The sequence below is a fragment of the Streptomyces sp. NPDC127114 genome (genome assembly GCF_042677525.1).
Taxonomy (GTDB): domain Bacteria; phylum Actinomycetota; class Actinomycetes; order Streptomycetales; family Streptomycetaceae; genus Streptomyces.
Genome location: NZ_JBHXTJ010000010.1, coordinates 25,488 through 46,503, shown reverse-complemented (window position 1 = coordinate 46,503; position 21,016 = coordinate 25,488). Strand labels below are relative to the sequence as shown.

Sequence of the window (21,016 nt, the reverse complement as noted above, 5' to 3'; positions counted from 1 at the left end):
TCGCGGGCCGGGCCGTCCCGTGCCCGGCCCGCCGTATCACGCCAACTGGGACTGAACGGTGACATTCGCGAGGAACTTTCGTGTCCTGCGATGTGATTAATTAACGCCGTGTGCGCGGGAGGATGCGCATGGGGGTGGGGCCCAGGCAGTGCCGGGTCGTGCGAGGGGAGAACCATAGTGAACGGCCAGCCGATATCCGGAACGACCGCCGGACGGCGGCGTCGTGGCATCCGCCTGGGGGCCCTGGCGACGGGAGCGCTGCTCCTCGTCCTGACGGCGTGCGGCGGCGGCGACGCCGGCGGCGCCAAGGGCGGCCAGGACGGCGCGGGCGCAGGCGGCGGCAAGCAGGAGAACGCGGCCTCCCAGGCCGTCGTGACGATCGCTCCGAAGGACGGGGCCGACGCGGTCGCCACCAGCGGCGCGCTGAAGGTGACGGCCCAGCAGGGCAAGCTGACCACGGTGACGGTCGCCGACAGCGAGGGCCACAAGGTCGAGGGCAAGCTCGCGGCCGACGGCAGCAGCTGGGAGCCGGTCGGGCACCTGTCCGCGAGCACCCAGTACAAGGTGCACGCGGTCGCCCAGGACACCGAGGGCCGCGAGTCGGCGAAGGACACCACCTTCTCGACGCTCACGCCGAAGAACACCTTCATCGGCCACTACACGCCGGAGAACGGCCAGACCGTCGGCGTCGGCATGCCGGTCTCGATCAACTTCACCCGTGGCATCACCGACCCCGAGGCCGTCGAGCGCGCCATCAAGGTCACGGCCGAGCCGGCGGTGGAGATCGAGGGCCACTGGTTCGGCAACGACCGTCTCGACTTCCGGCCGGAGGAGTACTGGGCCGCGGGCACCAAGGTGACCGTGCAGCTCAACCTGGACGGCGTCGAGGGCCGCCCGGGCGTCTACGGCACGCAGAAGAAGACCTTCTCCTTCACCATCGGGCGCCGCCAGGTCTCCACGGTGGACGCGAGCGCCAAGACGATGAAGATCGAGCGCGACGGCAAGATCATCAAGACCCTGCCGATCACCGCGGGCGCGCCGTCCACGACGACGTACAACGGCCAGATGGTCATCAGCGAGAAGTTCAAGGTGACCCGGATGAACGGCGCCACGGTGGGCTTCGGCGGCGAGTACGACATCAAGGACGTGCCGCACGCGATGCGCCTGTCCACCTCGGGCACCTTCGTCCACGGCAACTACTGGGCGTCGGCCTCGACGTTCGGCTCGGCCAACGTCAGCCACGGCTGCGTGGGTCTGCGGGACGCGCGCGGCGCCGGCGACAGCTCGACGCCGGCCGCCTGGTTCTACGACCGCTCGCTGATCGGTGACGTCGTCATCGTGAAGAACTCGAAGGACAAGCAGATCCAGCCGGACAACGGCCTCAACGGCTGGAACATGTCCTGGTCGGAGTGGAAGGCGTAAGCGGCCTCCCACCCCTGTGAACGGACCCGGTGCTGTGAGCAACAGCACCGGGTCCGTCGTCGTTAACGACAGCTAACCTTCGGACCATGACTGTGAACCTCGAAGTCGCCGAAGGCGTCGGCACGATCCGCCTCGAACGCCCCCCGATGAACGCCCTCGACATCGCCACCCAGGACCGGCTGCGCGAGCTGGCCCAGGAGGCGACCGACCGCGACGACGTACGGGCGGTGATCCTCTACGGCGGCGAGAAGGTGTTCGCGGCCGGCGCGGACATCAAGGAGATGCAGGTCATGGACCACGCGGCCATGGTCAAGCGGTCCCGCGCGCTCCAGGACTCCTTCACCGCGATCGCCCGCATCCCGAAGCCGGTCGTCGCGGCGGTCACCGGCTACGCCCTGGGCGGCGGCTGCGAGCTGGCGCTGTGCGCCGACTACCGGATCGCCGCCGACAACGCCAGGCTGGGCCAGCCGGAGATCCTGCTCGGCCTCATCCCGGGCGCCGGCGGCACCCAGCGGCTCTCCCGTCTCATCGGCCCCTCCAGGGCCAAGGACCTCATCTTCACCGGCCGCATGGTGAAGGCCGACGAGGCGCTCCAGCTGGGCCTGGTGGACCGCGTGGTCCCCGCCGCCGAGGTCTACGAGCAGGCGCACGCCTGGGCCGCCAAGCTCGCCCAGGGCCCGGCGATCGCGCTGCGCGCCGCGAAGGAGGCCGTCGACCAGGGCCTGGAGGCGGACATCGACACCGGCCTCGCCATCGAGCGCACCTGGTTCGCGGGCCTGTTCGCCACCGAGGACCGCGAGCGCGGCATGCGCAGCTTCGTCGAGGAGGGCCCGGGCAAGGCCAAGTTCGTCTGAGTGGCCGGATCCGAACGACCGTGACCGCGTTCCGACTGACTTTGGCATATGCCGGAGTCAGTCACGCGGAATTGTCCGATCCGAGGGGGCGAATCCCCCGGAACGGCCCCGCGCCGGGCCTCGTCCGGCCATGATGGGGGGCATGGCGGGCCTGGAGGGTATGGATCAACCGCGGCAGCGTGGCGGTGCGACCGCCGCACGGTGGATACCGGCCGCCGAGGACGAACAGGCCGCGGAGGCACTGCGGTTGTACGGGAACCCGGCCGAGGAGGACGCCCGGCTGCCGTCCCGTCCCGAGTCCGCCGCGGTCGCCCGCCGGCTCACCCAGTGGGTGGTTCTGCGCCATTGGGCGCTCACCCCGCAGATCGCCGAGCACGCGGTGCTGCTGGTCTCGGAGTTGGTCGGCAACGCGGTCCGGCACACCGGCGCCCGGGTCTTCGCGCTGCGGATGCTGCGGCGCCGTGGCTGGATCCGCGTCGAGGTCCGGGACCCCTCGCGCGGCCTGCCCTGTCTGATGCCGGTGCACGAGCTCGACACGAGCGGGCGCGGCCTCTTCCTCGTCGACAAGCTCTCCGACCGCTGGGGCGTCGACCTCGCGCCGCGCGGCAAGACCACCTGGTTCGAGATGAGGGTGAGCGACCGCTGAGCCACCGCCGATCGAACGCCGGCCGGCCGTCGGGCGGTCGCCGGGACGCGGATGCACGAAAGCCCCCGTCCGCCGGGATGGGGCGCGTGGGGGCTTTCGTGTGGTGCGCCGCGGAATGGGGGGGTGTATCCGCGGCAGCTACGACGACCTGGCCCGGGTCAATGGGGGTCGTGTCATCGACTATGGCAGACAGGTGGCCTCGGTGCCAAAAGTCCCTACCGGGACAGATGCGGACAAAGTCGGACGGTTTACCGATGAATCGTTGGTGACCTACAGCACCCACCTTGTAAACCATGAATAAATATGGGCTTCATTGCGTGTTTCCTCGCCCTGTCCGCATGATGGACGGCTGATCGCGACCCGCAAACGTCCTGAATCGGCCCAATCGTTATCTTTCGGGCGTATCGGCCGTTAAATGGTCCCGTGATGCCGACCGACCGCCGCGGTGCCCTCCGGGCGGGCGCGGCCACCGCCCTCGCGGGAGCCCTCGCCACCGCCTGCGGTACGGAGCCCCGCCCCGAGCCCCGGCGACAGCAGCCCGCGCCCGCCGCACCCGTCGCCGCGCCCGCGCCCCGCCGCTGGCCCGGGCGGCCCGCCGAGATCGCCAACGGCCCCCGCGACCGGCCCCGGGTCGCCCTCACCTTCCACGGCCAGGGCGACCCCGCCACCGCCCGCGCGATCCTCGGCCACGCCGAGCGGGCCGGTGCCCACGTCACCGTCCTCGCCGTCGGCGAGTGGCTCGACCGCCACCCCGACATGGCCCGCCGCGTCCTCGACGGCGGCCACGACCTCGGCAACCACACCCAGCGCCACCTCGACATCACCGCCATGACCGAGGCCGAGGCACACGCCGAGATCGAGGACTGCGCCCGCCGCCTGCGCCGTCTCACCGGCTCCATCGGCACCTGGTTCCGGCCCTCCCGCACCCAGCACGCCACCGAGACCGTCCGCCGGGCCGCCCGCCGCGCCGGATACCCGCACGTGCTCTCGTACGACGTCGACTCCCTCGACTTCACCTCGCCGGGACCCGAGACCGTCGTCGCCAACGTGACCGGACGGATCCGCGACGGCTCCGTCGTGAGCCTCCACTTCGGCTACCCCGACACCGTCGCCGCGCTGCCCCTCCTCCTCGCCGACCTCGACCGCCGCGGTCTCTCCGCGGTCACCACCACGGAGCTGCTCACGTGATGCCGACCCCCGCCACCCGCACGAACCCCTCCCGCGCGAACGCCCCGCACACGATCCGCTCCCGCCCGGACCCCTCCCGTACCGGCGCCGCCCGCACGGACTCGCGCCGTACGAGGACCGCGGCCGCCGCCGCGCTGCTCCTCGCCCTCGGCCTGGCCGCCTGCGGCAGCCCCCGCCCGGCCGACACCGGCGCCGCCGACGGCGTCAAGAAGGCCGCCGCCGTGCCCGCCGTACCGAAACCGGCCGCCGCGCCCGCCGGGCTGCCCGGCATGCCGCCGCTGCTCAAGCCCGACGACGTCTACGCCGCCGACCGCCCCAACCAGCTCTCCCCGGTGGTGCGGGGCTTCCCGTCCCGGGTCTACGTCCCCAACACCAACTCCAACACCGTCTCCGTCATCGACCCCGCCACCTACAAGGTCGTCGAGACCATCCCGGTCGGCGTCCAGCCGCAGCACGTCGTCCCCTCCTGGGACCTGAAGACCCTCTGGGTCAACAACAACCGCGGCCACACCCTCACCCCGATCGACCCGGCCACCGGTGTCGCCGGCAAGCCCGTCGAGGTCCACGACCCGTACAACCTGTACTTCACCCCGAACGGGAAGTACGCCGTCGTCATGGCCTCGCTCGACCGCGAGCTGGTCTTCCGCGACCCGCACACCATGGACCGGAAGAAGACCGTCCCCGTCTCCTGCTACGGCGTCAACCACGCCGACTTCTCCGCCGACGGGCGCTACTTCGTCGTCTCCTGCGAGTTCTCCGGCGAGCTGCTCAAGGTCGACACCGAGAAGATGGAGGTCGTCGGCCAGCAGAAACTGCCCTTCCAGGGCGCCATGCCGCAGGACGTGAAGATCTCACCGGACGGCAGGACCTTCTACATCGCCGACATGATGGCCCACGGCATGTGGGTCCTCGACGGCGAGAAGTTCACCACCCCGCGACTGCTGCCCACCGGCAAGGGCTGCCACGGCCTCTACGTCTCCCGCGACTCCAAGGAGATGTACGTGTCGAACCGCGGCGAGGGCACGATCTCCGTCTTCGACTTCACCAGGAACGAGCTCACCAAGAAGTGGCCGCTCCCCGACGGCGGATCGCCCGACATGGGCGGAGTCTCCGCCGACGGCAAGGTCCTGTGGCTCTCCGGACGCTACGACTCCGAGGTCTACGCGATCGACACCACGACCGGGAAGCAGCTGGCCCGCATCCCGGTCGGCAGCGGCCCGCACGGCCTCGCGGTCTACCCGCAGCCGGGCCGCTACTCACTCGGCCACACGGGCATCTTCCGCTAGGCCGTTTCTTTCGGATCAGGGCCGGATAGGCCGCGGCGTCTGGTGCGGTGCCTCGCAAGGCGCCGGAGCGTCGCGATAGCGGAGCTATCGGGGCGTTTCGGCAACGCGGCGAGGTGCCGTGCCAGGCGTCGCGGACCCGGCCAAGATCCGGAAGAGACGGCCTAGGCCGCTTCCGCCTCAGCCCGCGACGAGCAGCACCTCCGCGCCCACCGGGCGGTATCCCGCCGCCTGGAAGGTGCGGACGCTGCGGGCGTTGCCCGGGGTGTTCTGGGCCCACACCACGGTGTCCGGAGTCAGGTGGCGGGCCGCCGTCGCGAGCGCCCGCCCCAGCCCCCGGTGCCGTACGTCCTCGTCCACCTCGACCGCGACCTCCATGCGGCCCGCCACGCCCCGGCCCATGATCAGCACGCCGCCGTCCGCCGCCCACACCCGGACGTCGTCACGGTACTTCAGGGCGCGCGCCACCCGCGGATGCTCCTGGTCCTCGATCTCCCGGAGCTCGATCGCCGGCTCGCCCGGCAGCGCGTCCGCGACCGTCATCAGGTCGACCGTGTTCACGTACCGGCCCGTGCGGGCCATCAGCGCCGCGTGGAACCGCGGGGTCATGCTCGCCACCAGAGGATCCGTCGACGCCGTCGCCAGCTCCGCCCGGATCCAGTCCGGGTCCTCGTCCAGGAACACCACCGAGTGCGCCGTGAACGACAGCACTCCCGCGTCCCGTGCGTTCGGCTGGGGCACGATCGTCGTCGAGCCGTCCGGCGGCGGGAACTCCCCGCGCGCCGCGGCCGCAAGTATCTCCGCCACGTCGCTCTTCATGCCCCCATCATCCGGCACCGGGGCGCCCGCTAATCTGGCCCCCGACATCAAGCACCATGAAGGGGCGGAAACAGTGGCGGACATCGAGTCGGCACGTACGGCATTCAACAAGTTCGACGTGGACGGGGACGGCTTCATCACGGCCGCCGAGTACAAGCACGTCATGGCCGAGATGGGCGACTTCAACGTGACCGAGACGGTCGCCGAGGCGCTCATCAAGCAGCGCGACGACAACGGCGACGGCGTCCTGTCCTGGGACGAGTTCTGGGCCCACCTCAGCAAGGCCTGACCCCGGAACCCACCGTCCGGGGCGCGGACGGGCGGCGCCGTACGACCAAGCGTACGTACGTGAGTTGCCGCCCGTCCGGCCCCCGGTGACGATCATGAGGTGACGCTCCCAGGCCCCTTCGGCACCCCGACCCGCCGCCTGACGGCAGCCGTAATCGCCGCAGTCGCCGTCCTCACCGTCGCCCTCCTCGGGGCCTCACTCGCCCAGACCGGCACCGGCGAACTGCAGATCCCCGCCGCCGGCACCACCACCCTGCTGCGCCTCCTCGTCGTCGCCGCGCTCGCCGTCCAGATCGGCGAGATCGCCGGCGTCCGGATCGCCGGAGAGGGCCCGCTGCCCCGCCGCTGGTCCGTCCCGGCCGCCGCCGTCGGCTGCGCCGCCTCCGCAGGCCTCCTCGTGCTCCTCGCCGTGATCAGCGGACTGAAGCTCAGCACCGTGTACGGGCTGCGCGAAGGCCGCCTCTTCCTCGTCACCGCCAACGCCCTCGCGCTCGCCGCCGTCTGCGCGGCCACCAGACGCCCGGCCCTCGCGCTCGGGCCGCTCGCCGTCGCCGTCGTCGCCGAGGCGCTGCGCGCCCACCCGGAGGCGTACACACCGGCGATCGGCGTCACCCTCACGGTCGTCCACCTGACGGCCGCGTCGCTCTGGTTCGGCACCCTCCTGTACGTGCTGCGCACCATGCGGCTGCGCGGCGGCGCCCGGGACGTCCTGATGCGCTACGCGAAGATGGCCGCCTGGGTCTTCGGCGCCCTCGCCGTCACCGGCACCTGCTCCACCCTGCGCCGCCTCCCGCTCGACGGCGTGTTCACCACCGCGTACGGCAGGGTCCTCCTGGTCAAACTCGCCCTCTTCGGCCTGACCGCCCTCCTCGCCCTCACCGCCCGCCGCCGCATGCTCCGCGGCGAGGACGCCCAGCCGCCGGCCCGGGTCGAGCTGTCCGTACTGGCGGCGGTCATGGTCGTCTCGGCACTCCTCACGGTGGTACCGGACCCGCACTGGCTGCTGCCGTGAGCCGGGGGTTCCCGACGAGCGAAGATCCGCAGGCCGGAGGAGAATGGAAGACGACCCCCCACCTCCTCACCCTCATGTTCACTGCCCTGCGACTGGCGCGTCGAATGCTGACGGCGGTGCTTCTGAGCGCGGCGATCAGCGTGGGGCCGGTCGCTTTCACGCCACCGGCGGCGGCCGAACCGCTGAACGCGGGCGTCTACCTGACCCCGGATTCGGGTCCGGCCGGGACGGACGTGACGGTGGGCGGCCAGGGCTTCGAGGCGTGCGGCGCGGTGACGATCACCTTCGACGGCGGGCATGCCGAGCCGGGCACGGTGAACGTGCCCGAGATCTCCGGCTCCATCACGGTGCCGGAGGGCACCCCGGCCGGGCAGCACTCGATCGAGGCCACGTGCGACGAGGATCCCGACACCGGCGACTACTACTACGGCTCGGCGTCCTTCACCGTGACCGGGGACGGCACGCCGCCGTCCTCCGAGACCCCGGCGCTCCAGCTCGACCGGTCCGAAGGGCCGCCGGGAACGACCATCGGCGTCGAGGGCTCGGGCTTCGGCACGTGCTACGCGGAGGACGTCGAACTCTACGTGGACGAGAGGCGGGCGCTGGACTACCGGATCGATGTGGGTGCCGAGACGGGCACCTTCAGCGAGCAGATCACGCTCGCGGACGACATCGAGCCGGGCGATCACCGGATCCGGGCCGTCTGCGTCGGCTACCCGGGTGTCTCGGCGGAGGCCCCCTTCGTCGTCACGGGCACGACGACGGAGGCGAACCCCGTCCTCACCGTCGCCCCCGAGCAGGACGTCGCCGGCGCGACGGCAACGGTGACCGGTACCGGGTTCACCTGCACGGAGGCCCAGCTGCTGTGGGACGGCTCCGAGCAGCTGGCCACCGCGACCGTCGACGGCTCGGGCGACCTCGGTGCGGCCATCACGGTGCCGGACGACGCGGCGGAAGGCGCGCACACGATCCGGGCGGTCTGCGTGGACTACCCGGAGCAGTACGCCGACGCCCCGTTCACCGTCACGCCCACGGGTGGCGGCACCGACAACGGCGGGACCGACAACGGTGGCACGGACAACGGCGGGACCGACAACGGCGGGACCGACAATGGCGGCACGGACAACGGTGGGACCGACACCGGCGGAACCGACACCGGTGGGACCGACACCGGTGGTGGGTCCGGTGGGTCCGGGGGCGGGTCCAGTACCCCCGTCGGCGTGGTCGTCGGCGGCACCTCCGGTGCCGCGCTCGCCCTCGCCGCCGCCGCGCTCGTCTACTTCGGGCGGCTGCACCGCGGCCCGCGCTGGGTGCACAAGCACATACGCGCCACCCTGCGGCCCGCCACCGGCGCCACGGCGCTGACCGAGACCCGGCAGCCCGGCGATCCCCCGACCCACACCACCCGGCTCGACCCGCACGCGGACCCCGGGCGCCAGCGCCTGGAGGGCGACGGCTCCGAAGAGGAGGAGCGATGACAGCGACCGTGATCCCGCCCGTGGCGGCTCCTACGTCCGTCCGCTCGTTCCTGCTCGACGCCGGCGAGGGCCTCGAAGGCCCGCTGCGCGCCCACGGCACGGCCGGCCCGCTGCTCGCTCCCGTACGCGGCAGGACGCCCGCCGCCGACCGGGCCGTGGAGCACGAGCTGGCGACGGTCGTCGACGACTTCCTCGGCCTCGACGTGCTCGACCTGGTGGCCGGCGGCTGGCGCGGCCACGCGGGCCTGCGGTCCGCCGCCCGGCGCACCCGCGACCTGCCCGGCAGCGAGGAGGTCGTCGCCCTGGCCCGCCACAAGATCACCTCCACGCACCGGCCGTACGTCGACCTCTACGTGGACGGCGCGAAGCTCGGCACCCTCGAGGTGGAGCTGAACCTGGTCCTCTGGATCTCCGGCCTGGTCTGCGTGGTCCGCGACGCCTGTCTGACCGCGGTCAGGGCGGGAGACTGCGCGGTCGACGTGAGCCTCGCGGTCCAGAACACCCCGATCGCCGAACGCCGGGGCAGCCCCCTGGACCTCCCCGGCGCCTTCGCCCTGCGCCGCCCGGTACCCCTGCTGCGGGACGAACCCCCGAGACCCCAGGAAGCCCCGACGGTCCCGGGCGTCGGCACGAGGTGATCAGCCCTCGGTGGGCCGCGTCAGCACTCGATGATGTTCACCGCGAGGCCGCCCCGCGCCGTCTCCTTGTACTTCACGCTCATGTCCGCGCCCGTCTCCTTCATGGTCTTGATGACCTTGTCGAGCGAGACCAGGTGGCTGCCGTCGCCGCGCATCGACATCTTCGCCGCCGTGACGGCCTTGACCGCCGCCATGCCGTTGCGCTCGATGCACGGGATCTGGACCAGGCCGCCGACCGGGTCGCAGGTGAGGCCCAGGTTGTGTTCCATGCCGATCTCGGCGGCGTTCTCGACCTGCTCGGGGGAGCCGCCCAGGACCTCGGCGAGGGCGCCGGCCGCCATGGAGCAGGCGGAGCCGACCTCGCCCTGGCAGCCCACCTCGGCGCCGGAGATGGAGGCGTTCTCCTTGAAGAGCATGCCGATGGCGCCGGCGGCGAGGAGGAAGCGGACCACGCCGTCCTCCTTCTCCGCTTCCGAGGCCCCGCCGGCCCCGAAGTTCATGTAGTAGTGCAGGACCGCCGGGATGATGCCCGCCGCACCGTTCGTCGGGGCGGTGACCACGCGGCCGCCCGCCGCGTTCTCCTCGTTCACGGCCATCGCGTACAGAGTGATCCACTCCATCGCGTGCGCGGCCGGGTCGCCCTCGGAGCGCAGCTTGCGGGCCGAGGTCGCGGCGCGGCGGCGGACCTTCAGGCCGCCCGGCAGGATGCCCTCGCGGGACATGCCGCGCGAGACGCAGGCCTGCATCACGCGCCAGATCTCCAGGAGCCCCTCGCGGATCTCCGTCTCCGTGCGCCAGGCCTTCTCGTTCTCCAGCATCAGGGAGGAGATGGACAGGCCCGTCTCCTTGGTGAGGCGGAGGAGCTCGTCGCCCGTGCGGAAGGGGTACTTCAGGACCGTGTCGTCCGGGATGATCGGGCTCTCGCCCGCGACCGCGTCCTCGTCGACGACGAAGCCGCCGCCCACCGAGTAGTAGGTCTTCTCCAGGACCAGCGCGCCCTCGGCGTCGTACGCGAAGACCGTCATGCCGTTGGCGTGGTACGGCAGCGCCTTGCGGCGGTGCAGGATCAGGTCGTCGTCGAACGAGAACGGGATCTCGTGGGCGCCGAGCAGGTTGATCCGGCCGCTCTCCTTGATCCGCTCGAACTCGTCGTCGGCGGTCTCCACGTCCACCGTGCGGGGCGAGTGGCCCTCCAGGCCGAGCAGGACCGCCTTCGGGGTGCCGTGGCCGTGGCCGGTGGCGCCGAGCGAGCCGTACAGCTCCGCCCGTATCGCCGCCGTGTGGGCGAGCAGCCCCTCGTTCTTCAGCCGGCGGGCGAACATCCGGGCCGCGCGCATCGGGCCCACCGTGTGGGAGCTCGACGGACCGATGCCGATCGAGAACAGGTCGAAGACCGAGATGGCCACGGGGACTCCTTGTGGGGCTGGACGCCGTTGTCTGCCGGGGTGGTGCAGAAGAACAAGCAGGAAGAGCGGGACGGGGCGTGGTGAGGGGGCGCAAAGCGGTGGGGCACCACACTCACCGTCCAGTGTGCGTGGTGCCCCGGAGCTTTCGTACGAACGAACCCTGGAACTAAAGGGTACGAAATTACTTCAGGCCGGGGTACAGCGGGTGCTTCTCGGCCAGAGCGGTCACGCGGGCCTTCAGAGCCTCGGCGTCGAAGCCGGGCTTCAGCGTCTCGGCGATGATGTCGGCGACCTCGCGGAAGTCCTCGGCCTGGAAGCCGCGGGTGGCGAGGGCCGGCGTGCCGATGCGCAGGCCGGAGGTGACCATCGGCGGGCGCGGGTCGTTCGGAACGGCGTTCCGGTTGACCGTGATGCCCACCTCGTGGAGGCGGTCCTCGGCCTGCTGGCCGTCCAGCTCGCTGTCGCGCAGGTCGACGAGGAGCAGGTGGACGTCCGTGCCGCCGGACAGGACGGAGACGCCGTGCTGCGTGACGTCGTCCTGGACCAGGCGCTCGGCGATGATCCGGGCACCGTCCAGCGTGCGCTGCTGGCGCTCCTTGAACTCCTCCGAGGCGGCGACCTTGAAGGAGACGGCCTTGGCCGCGATCACGTGCTCCAGCGGGCCGCCCTGGAAGCCGGGGAAGACCGAGGAGTTCAGCTTCTTCGCGAACTCCTTCTTCGCCAGGATGATGCCGCCGCGCGGGCCGCCGAGCGTCTTGTGCGTGGTGGAGGTCACCACGTCCGCGTACTCGACCGGGTTCGGGTGCAGACCGGCGGCGACCAGGCCGGCGAAGTGGGCCATGTCGACCCACAGGTACGCCTCGACCTCGTCGGCGATCCGGCGGAACTCGGCGAAGTCCAACTGACGCGGGTACGCCGACCAGCCGGCGATGATCACCTTCGGACGGTGCTCCTTGGCGAGGCGCTCGACCTCGGCCATGTCCACCAGGCCGGCCTCGTCCACGTGGTACGCGACCACGTTGAACTGCTTGCCGGAGAAGTTCAGGCGCATGCCGTGGGTGAGGTGGCCGCCGTGCGCCAGGTCGAGGCCGAGGATCGTGTCGCCGGGCTGGGCGATCGCGAACAGCGCGGCCTGGTTGGCGGAGGCGCCGGAGTGCGGCTGCACGTTGGCGTACTCGGCGCCGAACAGGTCCTTGATCCGGTCGATCGCGATCTGCTCGGCCACGTCGACGTGCTCGCAGCCGCCGTAGTAGCGGCGGCCCGGGTAGCCCTCGGCGTACTTGTTGGTGAGGACCGAGCCCTGGGCCTCCATGACCGCGACCGGAGCGAAGTTCTCCGAGGCGATCATCTCGAGGGTGGACTGCTGGCGGCGGAGCTCGGCGTCGACGGCGGCGGCGACGTCCGGGTCCAGCTCGTGGAGAGGGGTGTTCAGAAGCGACATGAATCGATCCCTAGGGGGTCTCGGTTAGCCGGCGGTGAAGGCGGTGTACTCGTCGGCGCTGAGCAGGGCGTCGGCCTGGCTCTCGTCGGAGAGGCGCACCTTGAACAGCCAGCCGCCCTCGAACGGGGCGGTGTTCACCAGCGCCGGGTCGTCCACGACGTCCTGGTTGGCCTCGACGACCTCGCCGGACACAGGGGCGTACAGCTCGCTGACGGACTTGGTCGACTCCAGCTCGCCACAGGACTCGCCCTCGGTCACGGTGTCACCGACCGCGGGGAGCTGGACGTACACGATGTCGCCGAGCGCGTTCGCCGCGTGCTCGGTGATGCCGACCGTGGCGACGCCGTCCTCGACGGCCGACAGCCACTCGTGCTCCTTGCTGTAGCGCAGCTGCTGGGGGTTGCTCATGACCTGATTCTCCTGGATCGGGGGAGTACTGATGAACGTGGGTCTTACGGGGTGAGACACGGACTGAGACGGATGCGTCACGTCCGGCTCATGTCCGGTGCCGGAGGGGCCTCGGCCCCATGGTCACTTCTGGCGCTTGTAGAACGGCAGCGCCACGACCGTGTACGGCTCGTGCGCGCCGCGGATGTCGACGCCGACGCCCTCCGTGCCGGGCTCGGCGAAGGCCGCGTCCACGTACGCCATGGCGATCGGCTTGCCGAGGGTCGGGGACGGGGCGCCGGAGGTGATCTCGCCGACGACCTCGCCGTTCGCGACCACGGACATGCCGGCGCGGGGCACCCGGCGGCCCTCGGCGACCAGGCCGACCAGCTTGCGCGGCGGGGCGGTCTCGGCGCGCTCGGCGGCCTTCTCCAGCGCCTCGCGGCCGACGAAGCGGCCCTCGTTCGTGGTCTTCTCGAACTTGACGACCCGGCCGAGCCCGGCGTCGAAGGGCGTGAGCGCGGTGGTCAGCTCGTGGCCGTACAGCGGCATGCCCGCCTCCAGGCGGAGCGTGTCGCGGCAGGACAGGCCGCAGGGGATCAGACCGACGCCCCGGCCCGCCTCGGAGAGCGCCTGCCACACGCCCTCGGCGTGCTCCGGCTTCAGGAACAGCTCGAAGCCGTCCTCACCCGTGTAGCCGGTGCGGGCGATCAGGGCGGGGACGCCGGCGACGGTGCCCGGGAGGCCCGCGTAGTACTTCAGGCCGTCCAGGTCGGCGTCGGTGAGCTGCTTGAGGATGCCGGGGGACTCCGGGCCCTGGACGGCGATCAGCGCGTACGCGTCGCGATCGTCGCGGACCTCGGCGTCGAATCCCCCCGAGCGGGCCACGAGCGCGTCGAGGACGACCTGGGCGTTGGAGGCGTTGGCGACGACCATGTAGTGAGAGGACCCGGCCTCGGTCTCGCCGAGGCGGTAGACGATCAGGTCGTCGAGGATGCCGCCGTCCTCCTGGCAGATCATCGTGTAGCGGGCTCGGCCGGGGCCGATCGTGGAGATGTTCCCCACCAGGGCGAAGTCGAGCAGTTCCGCGGCCTGCGGCCCGGTGACGGTGATCTCGCCCATGTGGGAGAGGTCGAAGAGGCCGGCCTTGGTGCGGACGGCGTTGTGCTCGTCGCGCTCGCTGCCGTACCGCAGCGGCATGTCCCAGCCCGCGAAGTCGGTCATGGTCGCGCCCAGTGAACGGTGCAGCGCGTCGAGGGCGGTCAGACGGGGGGCAGTGCTCATCGGGTGGCTCCCGGGTCCCAGGGCGTGCAGGGCACGACATGACAAGACGGTGAGGACGTTCCTCCCCATCTGTCATGGAACCTGAGAGGTTCACCGAGAGCATCTCGTCACCGAGAGTTCGGCTTGCACCTTGGGTGGGGACGCGACGGCGCGACCCGCTTTTCAGATCTGCCTCATCCACGCGGTACGGGGCCTGAGAGATTCAAGGGAGGTACTTGCTCCTTCGGCGCCCGGGCGACGCGGCGCGACTGCGCCGGCGACCGGAACTCTCCCGCGCGGATTCGAGCGGCCGGTATGCGGTTGTGCGCGCTCGGGCGAGCGCGTGGCGCGCTCATCATTGCACGGCGGATCCGCGCGGCAAATCGCTTGTGCCGCATTACCGTCTCTTTACACTTCGTGGGCAAGGGTCTCCGCAGACCCGACAGGGGGAGAAGCGATGACGATCCAGCGCACCGGTGTCGCGGCCGCGGCCACGAACACCGGGATACCGCCCCAGCGGGCGGTCGCCCGGGCCCGCACGCGCGAGCGCGCCCGCACCCGGCGCCGCGCGCGGCTGCTGCGCGACCTGCGCGAGCGCGAGGGCCGCAGCCCCCGCGTGCTGACGTACGCGGCGGGCGACGTCGTGGTCGTCTCCGGGCTGCCCGGCGCCGGGAAGTCCACGCTGATGAGCCGGGCCGCCGAGGGCCGGGCCGTCGACTCCCAGCACACCCGGGAGCGCTGGGAGCAGCGGCTGCCCCGCTTCCTGCCCTACGCCGTCTACCGCCCGTTCGCCCGGATCGCCCACTACGCGGGTCTGCGCCGCGCCCTGCGCACCGGCGCCGGGGTGATCGTCCACGACTGCGGCACCCAGTCCTGGGTGCGCGGCTGGCTCGCCCGCGAGGCCCGCAGACGCGGCGTCGCACTGCACCTCATCCTGCTCGACGTCGACCCCGGCACCGCCCGGGCCGGCCAGCGGGAGCGCGGCCGCGGCGTCTCCTCGTACGCCTTCGCCCGGCACCGTCGCGCGGTGAGCCGTCTGGTGCGGACCGCCGAGGCGGGCGCGCTGCCACCCGGCTGCGCCTCCGTCACCCTGCTCGACCGCGCTGCCGCCGACACCCTGCGGAAGATCGGATTCCGCGACGTGGCGTGAACCACTCCGGCCCCTTCGGGCGTCCTTTCCGGTCACAGGGCCGCCGGAGCGCCATTAAGGTGCATACGGCCTGTCCGGCGGATCCGCGCCGGGTGCCGGGAAAGGGCCGCGAAAGGGCCGGGAAAGGGGACGACGAGGACCGTGGACGTGACGTGGCCGGGCAATGAGCTCGAGGAAGTACTGGCCGCCTCCCTCGGCAACCCCTCCGCCGGAGGCCGTCTCGTCGAGGTCCTCGGCCGCAGCCCGATCTGGGTGCCGCTGCCCAACGGCGGCGGACCCGACAGCACCGACCTCGACCTGCCCACCATGGAGATCGAGGGCGGCGCCTACGTGCCCGTCTTCAGCTCCGAGCAGCAGTTCCTCGCCTGCGTCGGCGCCCACATGTCGTACACCGTCGCCCCGGCCCGCGACTTCGCCCGCGGCCTGCCGCCGCAGCTCGGCATCGCCGTGAACCCCGGCGGCACCGTCGGCGTCCCGCTCCCGCCGCCCGCCGTGGCCGAGCTCTGCCGGACCGGCCGCACCGCCCTCGACGGGCCGGCGACCGGCGGCCGGGTCCGCCTCTTCGAGCCCGACTGGCAGGACGACCCGGTCGACTTCCTCGCCGCCGCCTCCGCCGAGTTCGAGGCCACCGGCGTCGTCCACTCCGCCCGCCGCGCCCTCGCCAGCGTCGAGGGCACCGAACCCGCCCTCTTCGTCGGCGTCCAGCTCACCGGCCCCGAAGCCGACCGGAACGCGCCGCTCGACGCCCTCGGCCGGGCCCTCGGCCGCGTCGAGGTCGCCTGGCCGGTCAACCTCATCCTGCTCGACGTGGCCCAGGACCCGGTCGGCGACTGGATGCTGGACAAGGTGCGCCCCTTCTTCCAGCGCGCCGCCGTGTGACAGACCCCCCGTTTAAGCTGAACTTCCAGTCGGACCTCCAGCAGTACCCACGCTGAACCCCGAGCCGAACCGATCCACGAGCCGAGCCGTACGAAAGAGGGGCGGGACCCACGGTGAGCGCGTCAGGCACCGCCGAGACCGGACAGGTCGAGCACATGCTGCGCCAGGTGGCACCCGGGCGTCACGACGCCTACGAGCAGCTGCTGCACGCCCTGGCCGGCTCCGACGTGTGGATGCTGCTCTGGCAGGGCACCCCCGGCTCGCCCGACGCCCAGTACGGCAACATGGAGGTCGACGGCTACGGCTACGCGCCGTGCGTCACCTCCGCCCAGGAGCTCGCCGCCTCCGGCTGGAACCGCGCCCACGAGCTCGTCACCGGCATCGAGATCGCCCGCGCCCTCTTCCCCGACCGCTGGGGCATCTGGCTGAATCCCCACGCGCCCGGCGGGGGCGTCGGCATCCCGTGGGCCGACCTGCGCCGCATCGCCACCGGCCTGGACCGGATGCCCGCGGGACCGCTGCGGCTGTCCGAACCCGCCGTCGAGATCCCGCAGTTCTACGCGCTGCTCACGCAGAACGCCCACCGCACCCCGGCCGTCCGCTCGCTGCGCCGCGCCTGGGTGCAGCCCGCGCTCGGCTCCCCGTACCTCGCCATCGGCCTCGACCTGTACGACTCCTCGCCGGCCTCCGTCGAGGCGGTCCGGGCGATGATGCACCAGACGGTCGCCGCCGTCCCCGACGGGCTGCCCGTCTCCACGGTGGCCATGTCCGACACGTACGACCCGGTCGCGATGTGGCTGTACGCCCACGCCCGTCCGTTCTACGACCGGGACGCGCACGCCGCCGGACCGGCCGCCGCGTCTCACCAGTCGGGATACGGCTACCCGCCCGCGCACCACCGCTGAGCCGTCCCGGAAACCCCGCGGAAACCTTGCCGAAATGCCTTGCCGAGCTGAGGTTTTGGCTCCGCTTTCGGACGGCGACGCTGCGATGTCCCGCATCCGCCCGATTTGCCAACTGTCCGGGTCTCAGCTTGATATCACCGCTATGCGGACTGTTCTCTGCCGCGTCACTCGCCAGTAGCGTTCGGCCGGTCAGACCGACCACACATGGCGACCCAGGGGTGGACCCATGCGAATATTCACGTCCCGGTCAGCCCGGGCTTTGACGGCGGCCCTCGCGGTCGGCCTCATCGCCACCGGCTGCGCGAGCGAGCGGGGCAAGGACGGGGACAAGGACGGAGCGAAGGACACCTTCGTCTTCGGTGCCCCCGGTGACCCGGCCTCCCTCGACCCGGCCCTCGCCGCGGACGGCGAGACCTTCCGCGTCACCCGGCAGGCCTTCGAGGCGCTGCTCGAGCACGAGTCCGGCGGCAGCAAGCTGGTCGGCGGTCTCGCCGAGAAGTGGTCCAGCAACCCTGAGGGCACGGTCTGGACGTTCAACCTGCGCAAGGGCGTGAAGTTCCACGACGGCGAGGCGTTCAACGCCGCCGCGGTCTGCGCGAACTACGACCACTGGTTCAACTGGAAGGGCACCTACCAGTCCTCCGCGATCTCCACCTACTGGCAGGACATCATGGGTGGCTTCGCGAAGAACGAGGACAAGGAAGCCCCCGCGCCGAACTACAAGTCCTGCACCGCGAAGGACGAGAACACGGCGGTCATCGAGGTCCTCAAGCCCTCCGCCAACCTGCCCGGCGGCTTCTCGCTCCAGGCGCTCGCGATCCACTCGCCGAAGGCGATCAAGGAGTACGAGAAGCAGGAGGCGAGCGCCAAGGGCGACGCCATCACGTACCCCAAGTACAGCCAGGAGGCCGGCACGGTCGCCGGCACCGGCCCGTACAAGATCACGAAGTGGAACAAGGGCAACAAGGAAGTCAGCCTGACCCGCTTCGACGACTACTGGGGCGACAAGGCCAAGGTGAAGAACCTGGTCATCCGCACGATCGACACCGAGGACGGCCGCCGTCAGGCGCTCCAGGCCGGTGACATCGACGGCTACGACCTGGTCGCGCCCGCCGACATCAAGACGCTCGAGAGCGCCGGCTTCAAGGTGCCGACCCGTGACGTCTTCAACCTGCTCTACCTCGGCATGACGCAGACCAAGAACCCGGCGCTGCAGAAGCCCGAGGTCCGCCAGGCCATCGCGCACGCCGTGGACCGCGAGAACATCGTGAAGACCCAGCTGCCCGCGGGCGGCAAGGTCGCGACCCAGTTCATGCCCGACACGGTCGCCGGCTGGTCCGAGAACGTGAAGAAGTACCCCTTCGACACGGCCAAGGCCAAGCAGCTCCTCGCCTCCGCCGGCGCGAGCAACCTCTCGATCGAGATGTGCTACCCGACCGAGGTCACCCGCCCGTACATGCCTGCCCCGCAGGACATCTTCGAGCTGATCAAGGCCGACCTGGAGAAGGCCGGCATCAAGGTCACCCCGAAGCCGCTGAAGTGGAACCCGGACTACCTGGACGCGGTCGAGGCCGGCTCCTGCGCCCTGCACATGCTGGGCTGGACCGGTGACTTCAACGACGGCTACAACTTCATCGGCACCTGGTTCGCCGAGCCCGACAAGCAGTGGGGCTTCAAGGACGACAAGGTCTTCAACGCGGTGAAGGCGGGCTCGCTCCAGGGCGACCCGACCAAGCGGACCGACCTCTACAAGGCCGCCAACGAGGCGATCATGGACTACCTGCCGGGTCTCCCGCTGACGTCCTCGCCGCCGGCCATCGCGTTCGGCAAGAACGTCGTCCCGCCGAAGGTCTCCCCGCTCACGCAGGAGAGCTTCGCCGAGGTCTCCTTCAAGTAACACCCCGTAAGCGGTCCGCCCGGTCACGCGTTCCTCCGTGACCGGGCGTCCGCGCATCCGACTCCCGAACCACGCAAGAAAGGGGCACGCGGGGTGTTGCGACTCGTCGTACGACGACTTCTCCAGCTCATACCCACCCTGCTCGGCCTGTCGGTTCTGCTGTTCCTCTGGCTGAACCGACTGCCCGGCGGACCCGCCTCAGCGATCCTGGGCGAGCGGGCGACCGAAGCCGATGTGGCACGCATCAACCGCACGCTGGGTCTCGACCAGCCGGTCTACGTCCAGTACGGACGCTTCCTGAAGCGGCTGCTCAACCTCGACCTGGGCACCTCGGTGCAGACCGGACAGCCGGTCTGGGACGAGTTCGTGCTGCGCTTCCCCGCCACGGTGGAACTCAGCATCGCCGCCATGATCATCGCCACCGCCGTCGGCATCCCGATGGGCTACCTGGCGGCCCGCAAGCGCGGCGGCTGGCTCGACGTGGCCTCCGTCTCCGGCTCGCTGCTCGGCATCTGCATCCCGGTCTTCTTCCTCGCCCTGCTCCTCAAGGGCGTCTTCGCCGTCCAGCTCGGCATCTTCCCCAGCTTCGGCCGCCAGTCCACCGGACTCGACGCCACCGACGTGACCGGTTTCGCCGTCCTCGACGGCCTGCTCACCGGCGAGTTCGACGCCAGCTGGGACGCGATCATGCACCTGGTGCTGCCCGCGATCGCCCTCGCCTCCATCCCGCTCGCCGTCATCGTGCGCATGACCCGCGCCAGCGTCCTGGAGGTCCTCGGCGAGGACTACGTCCGCACCGCCGAGTCCAAGGGCCTCGAGCGCCGCGTGGTGCGCGGCCGGCACATCCTGCGCAACGCGATGCTGCCCGTCGTCACCGCCGTCGGCCTGCTCACCGGAAGCCTGCTCTCCGGCGCCGTCCTCACCGAGTCCGTCTTCTCCTTCGGCGGCATCGGTTCCTTCATCCGTACCGCCATCGACGCCCGTGACTACCCGGTGCTCGTCGGCTTCATCATGTTCATCGCGATGGTGTACGTCCTGATCAACCTGCTGGTCGATCTCCTGTACAGCGTCATCGATCCGAGGGTGCGGGTGCACTGATGAGCCTGATATCCACCAACACGTCGAAGATCGACCGGCTCGCCGAACTCACGGCGAAGACCGAGCACTCGACGGGCGCCAGCCTCTGGCGCGAGGCGCTGCGCCGGCTGCGGGCCAGCAAGATGGCCGTCATCGGCGCCGTCGTCATCGCCCTCTTCGTGGTCGTCGCGGTCGTCGGCCCCTGGGTCGCCCCGTACGGGCCGGTCGAACAGACCTGGCGCGGCGAGGTCTTCCCCAACCAGGGCAGGTTCGTCGGCGCGCGCGCCGAGAACTGGTTCGGCCTCGACCACCTGGGCCGCGACCTGTTCTCCCGGTTCCTCGTGGGCGCCCGGCAGACGCTCCTCGTCGGCGTCGTCTCCATGCTCATCGGCCTGATCGCGGGCGCCGTCATCGGCGCGCTCTCCGGCGCGGCCGCCACCCTCGGCGGACGCTCCGGCCAGCGGATCGACTCCTTCATCATGCGCATCACCGACATCATGCTCGCGCTGCCGTCGCTGCTGCTCGCCGTCTCCATCGCCGCCGTGATGGGCCAGTCGCTCACCACCGTGATGATCGCCGTCGGCGTGGTGCAGGTGCCGATCTTCGCCCGCCTGCTGCGCGGCTCGATGCTCGCCCAGGGCCGCAGCGACTACGTGCTCGCCGCCCGCTCCCTCGGCATCCGCAAGCGGCGCATCGTGCTCACCCAGATCATGCCGAACTCGCTGAGCCCGGTCATCGTCCAGGCCACGCTCAGCCTCGCCACCGCCATCATCGAGGCGGCCGCGCTGTCGTACCTCGGCCTCGGCAACCCCGACCCCGCGGTCCCGGAGTGGGGCGTCATGCTCTCCCAGGCGCAGCGGTTCTTCGACAACGCGCCGATGATGTCCGTGTATCCGGCGGTCGGCATCATCGTCACGGCCCTCGGCTTCACCCTGCTCGGCGAGGCCATGCGCGAAGCGCTCGACCCGAAGCTGCGAGGTTAG

The 21,016-nt window shown here is 71.1% G+C and carries 20 protein-coding genes and 1 riboswitch; of the genes, 15 read left to right on the top strand and 5 right to left on the bottom strand.

Features of this window, described 5'->3' with window-relative positions:
• Window positions 1-177 precede the first annotated feature (177 nt).
• The 5 genes from ACFVGS_RS13170 to ACFVGS_RS13150 all read left to right on the top strand — a co-directional run bounded on the left by ACFVGS_RS13170 (window position 178) and on the right by ACFVGS_RS13150 (window position 5,396).
• Complete coding sequence (locus ACFVGS_RS13170) at window positions 178-1,422, top strand: Ig-like domain-containing protein (RefSeq protein ID WP_384413424.1); 1,245 nt, start codon at window positions 178-180, stop codon at window positions 1,420-1,422.
• A gap of 86 nt (window positions 1,423-1,508) precedes the next feature.
• On the top strand, window positions 1,509-2,276 hold the full coding sequence (locus tag ACFVGS_RS13165) for an enoyl-CoA hydratase/isomerase family protein (RefSeq protein WP_385692517.1): 768 nt from the start codon (window positions 1,509-1,511) through the stop codon (window positions 2,274-2,276).
• Window positions 2,277-2,418: 142 nt separating this feature from the next.
• Entirely contained in the window at window positions 2,419-2,922 is a 504-nt protein-coding gene (locus ACFVGS_RS13160; protein ID WP_384413418.1) for an ATP-binding protein, read from the top strand.
• Between the two features lie 426 nt (window positions 2,923-3,348).
• Entirely contained in the window at window positions 3,349-4,110 is a 762-nt protein-coding gene (locus ACFVGS_RS13155; RefSeq protein ID WP_384413415.1) for a polysaccharide deacetylase family protein, read from the top strand.
• Window positions 4,110-5,396: a YncE family protein gene (locus ACFVGS_RS13150; RefSeq protein WP_385692516.1), complete on the top strand. Its 1,287-nt coding sequence runs from the start codon at window positions 4,110-4,112 to the stop codon at window positions 5,394-5,396. The genes ACFVGS_RS13155 and ACFVGS_RS13150 overlap by 1 nt, the downstream gene beginning before the upstream one ends.
• A 177-nt stretch (window positions 5,397-5,573) precedes the next feature.
• Here the strand turns inward: ACFVGS_RS13150 and ACFVGS_RS13145 are convergent, their stop codons facing one another.
• Window positions 5,574-6,212, bottom strand: coding sequence for a GNAT family N-acetyltransferase (locus ACFVGS_RS13145; protein WP_384413410.1), 639 nt, complete (start codon window positions 6,210-6,212; stop codon window positions 5,574-5,576).
• 73 nt (window positions 6,213-6,285) lie between these two features.
• On the opposite strand from ACFVGS_RS13145, the gene ACFVGS_RS13140 reads away from it, so the two are divergent.
• From ACFVGS_RS13140 to ACFVGS_RS13125, 4 genes are all read left to right on the top strand, one after another.
• The gene (locus tag ACFVGS_RS13140) at window positions 6,286-6,501 is read left to right on the top strand and encodes an EF-hand domain-containing protein (protein ID WP_384413615.1); all 216 of its coding nucleotides are present in this window, start codon (window positions 6,286-6,288) and stop codon (window positions 6,499-6,501) included.
• Window positions 6,502-6,600: 99 nt separating this feature from the next.
• Complete coding sequence (locus ACFVGS_RS13135) at window positions 6,601-7,512, top strand: copper resistance D family protein (RefSeq protein WP_385692515.1); 912 nt, start codon at window positions 6,601-6,603, stop codon at window positions 7,510-7,512.
• Between the two features lie 116 nt (window positions 7,513-7,628).
• Window positions 7,629-8,990, top strand: coding sequence for a hypothetical protein (locus tag ACFVGS_RS13130; RefSeq protein ID WP_385692514.1), 1,362 nt, complete (start codon window positions 7,629-7,631; stop codon window positions 8,988-8,990).
• Entirely contained in the window at window positions 8,987-9,628 is a 642-nt protein-coding gene (locus ACFVGS_RS13125) for a hypothetical protein (RefSeq protein ID WP_385692513.1), read from the top strand. The genes ACFVGS_RS13130 and ACFVGS_RS13125 overlap by 4 nt, the downstream gene beginning before the upstream one ends.
• Window positions 9,629-9,648: 20 nt before the next feature.
• Here ACFVGS_RS13125 and ACFVGS_RS13120 read toward each other — a convergent pair whose 3' ends face one another.
• From ACFVGS_RS13120 to gcvT, 4 genes are all read right to left on the bottom strand, one after another.
• The gene (locus ACFVGS_RS13120; RefSeq protein ID WP_384413398.1) at window positions 9,649-11,034 is read right to left on the bottom strand and encodes an L-serine ammonia-lyase; all 1,386 of its coding nucleotides are present in this window, start codon (window positions 11,032-11,034) and stop codon (window positions 9,649-9,651) included.
• A 181-nt stretch (window positions 11,035-11,215) separates the two neighbouring features.
• Window positions 11,216-12,475, bottom strand: a complete 1,260-nt coding sequence (glyA, locus tag ACFVGS_RS13115; protein WP_384413395.1) for a serine hydroxymethyltransferase — start codon at window positions 12,473-12,475, stop codon at window positions 11,216-11,218.
• Window positions 12,476-12,499: 24 nt separating this feature from the next.
• A complete protein-coding gene (gcvH, locus tag ACFVGS_RS13110; protein ID WP_384413392.1) occupies window positions 12,500-12,883 on the bottom strand; it encodes a glycine cleavage system protein GcvH in 384 nt (127 codons plus the stop codon).
• Window positions 12,884-13,006: 123 nt separating this feature from the next.
• Complete coding sequence (gene gcvT / locus ACFVGS_RS13105) at window positions 13,007-14,146, bottom strand: glycine cleavage system aminomethyltransferase GcvT (protein ID WP_385692512.1); 1,140 nt, start codon at window positions 14,144-14,146, stop codon at window positions 13,007-13,009.
• Window positions 14,147-14,318: 172 nt separating this feature from the next.
• A riboswitch (glycine riboswitch) is annotated at window positions 14,319-14,430 on the bottom strand.
• A gap of 152 nt (window positions 14,431-14,582) precedes the next feature.
• On the opposite strand from gcvT, the gene ACFVGS_RS13100 reads away from it, so the two are divergent.
• The 6 genes from ACFVGS_RS13100 to ACFVGS_RS13075 all read left to right on the top strand — a co-directional run bounded on the left by ACFVGS_RS13100 (window position 14,583) and on the right by ACFVGS_RS13075 (window position 21,016).
• Window positions 14,583-15,275 carry an AAA family ATPase gene (locus ACFVGS_RS13100; protein ID WP_385692511.1) on the top strand — a complete coding sequence of 231 codons (693 nt, stop codon included), beginning with the start codon at window positions 14,583-14,585 and terminating at the stop codon, window positions 15,273-15,275.
• A 141-nt stretch (window positions 15,276-15,416) separates the two neighbouring features.
• Complete coding sequence (locus ACFVGS_RS13095) at window positions 15,417-16,154, top strand: enhanced serine sensitivity protein SseB (protein ID WP_384413383.1); 738 nt, start codon at window positions 15,417-15,419, stop codon at window positions 16,152-16,154.
• Between the two features lie 113 nt (window positions 16,155-16,267).
• Window positions 16,268-17,059: an enhanced serine sensitivity protein SseB C-terminal domain-containing protein gene (locus tag ACFVGS_RS13090; RefSeq protein WP_385692510.1), complete on the top strand. Its 792-nt coding sequence runs from the start codon at window positions 16,268-16,270 to the stop codon at window positions 17,057-17,059.
• Between the two features lie 226 nt (window positions 17,060-17,285).
• On the top strand, window positions 17,286-18,956 hold the full coding sequence (locus tag ACFVGS_RS13085; RefSeq protein ID WP_384413377.1) for an ABC transporter substrate-binding protein: 1,671 nt from the start codon (window positions 17,286-17,288) through the stop codon (window positions 18,954-18,956).
• A gap of 93 nt (window positions 18,957-19,049) precedes the next feature.
• Complete coding sequence (locus ACFVGS_RS13080) at window positions 19,050-20,054, top strand: ABC transporter permease (RefSeq protein ID WP_384413374.1); 1,005 nt, start codon at window positions 19,050-19,052, stop codon at window positions 20,052-20,054.
• Window positions 20,054-21,016, top strand: a complete 963-nt coding sequence (locus tag ACFVGS_RS13075) for an ABC transporter permease (RefSeq protein WP_384413372.1) — start codon at window positions 20,054-20,056, stop codon at window positions 21,014-21,016. The genes ACFVGS_RS13080 and ACFVGS_RS13075 overlap by 1 nt, the downstream gene beginning before the upstream one ends.